General features: G+C 39.5%; 1 protein-coding gene. It reads left to right on the top strand.

Annotated features, from left to right (window positions below; translation table 11 throughout):
• Positions 1-1,323 (top strand): hypothetical protein (locus HMPREF9333_RS13125; protein WP_040883165.1); only part of this gene is annotated, 1,323 nt, incomplete at both ends.

The following is a 1,323-nucleotide window of genomic DNA, read 5'->3' as shown; positions in this document are numbered from 1 at the left end:
ATGACTCAATAACGATTCACCCTATAAATGAACGGTTCTATCTGGTTGTTTACGGTCGAAGTGAATGGCTTAAGGAGATGTATGACATATCCCTTGTTATAAGGAATAATTCAAAACTTGAGTCTCTTGAAAATGTAAATGCAACGCTTGATCAGCTTCCTGAAGGACTTTCATTTGCAGATATGAATTCAGGCAGTCAGAGTCTTTCGCAAAATGTAGGAAGCATCGCTGCGGAAAAATCCACATCCGTAAACTGGTATCTTCGAGGAGATAAGGAAGGCAGCTACAATATAGGCGGCAGTGTAACCGGAGATATGGGAGGCGGCGGTCAGAGTTTTAATAACAGATTTGATACTAAAGAGCCTATCAAAGTTCTTGCAGGCAGTGCACTGCATTTATATATAAGTGCGGAGGAAAGTACGCTTGAAGACGATGCATACCATGTAAACTTTGAGCTTGTAAACGAGTCGCAAAGACCGGTAAATAATATAAGTCTTGCGCTTGAAAAAGAGACGCAGTACAAGATTGAAAAACGAAAAGGCATAAAAACAATTAAAAAGTTTTTAGACAGCGAACTTTCAGACCATGTATTAAAAAGTGAAAAACTGATGCCGGGGGAAAGTTTAAGCATAGACTTTAATACCGTTATAAAATTTAAGTTGGACGAGATAAAAAATCCCGAATACATACTGGTAGGAAAATGGCTTGAAATGCTTGAGGGAAGTACCACAAGTATACCATATACATTTGCAATGAAAAGCGGTGTATTTGATGTGATGTATCTTAACCATGAGGAGTTTGACACCCTTAAAAAGTGTGAATCCGAGGATCCGGTAGATCTGCTTACCGGTCAGTTTGAATGGGAGTACAGGGACTTTTATATAGCCGGAGGAGGCGGACTTACATATAACAGGCTGTATAAAACTCCTGAATATACCGGAAGGATTGCTACACCCGGCAGTGCCTCAGCCTTAAATGATACAAAGGATTTAAATAAATCTCTGCCGTTTGGTATAAATTCGTATTTATCAGGAAAAACTGATAAGGCAGGAGATGATGAACACAGTACAGGCAGCATAGATAATACCGGAGATTTAGGCAAAAACGGGGAAATACAGGATATACGGGATATAGAAAATGAAGAAAGTGCCCCTGCATATGCTTTAGGCAGTGCAAATGAAAGGGAAAAAAGCCTTCACGGTTACGGATGGAGTACGGACCATGATTATAGATTAATAGATCGTGATCCTCATATAGCGGTATATACACCCGGCGGAGGAAAATCCGTATTTACAAAGAAAGAAAAAGTAGAAAAAGGAAATA

The sequence above is a fragment of the Johnsonella ignava ATCC 51276 genome (assembly GCF_000235445.1).
GTDB lineage: Bacteria > Bacillota > Clostridia > Lachnospirales > Lachnospiraceae > Johnsonella > Johnsonella ignava.
Note: the sequence above shows the minus strand (reverse complement) of the source record. Positions and strands in the feature narration are given on the sequence as shown.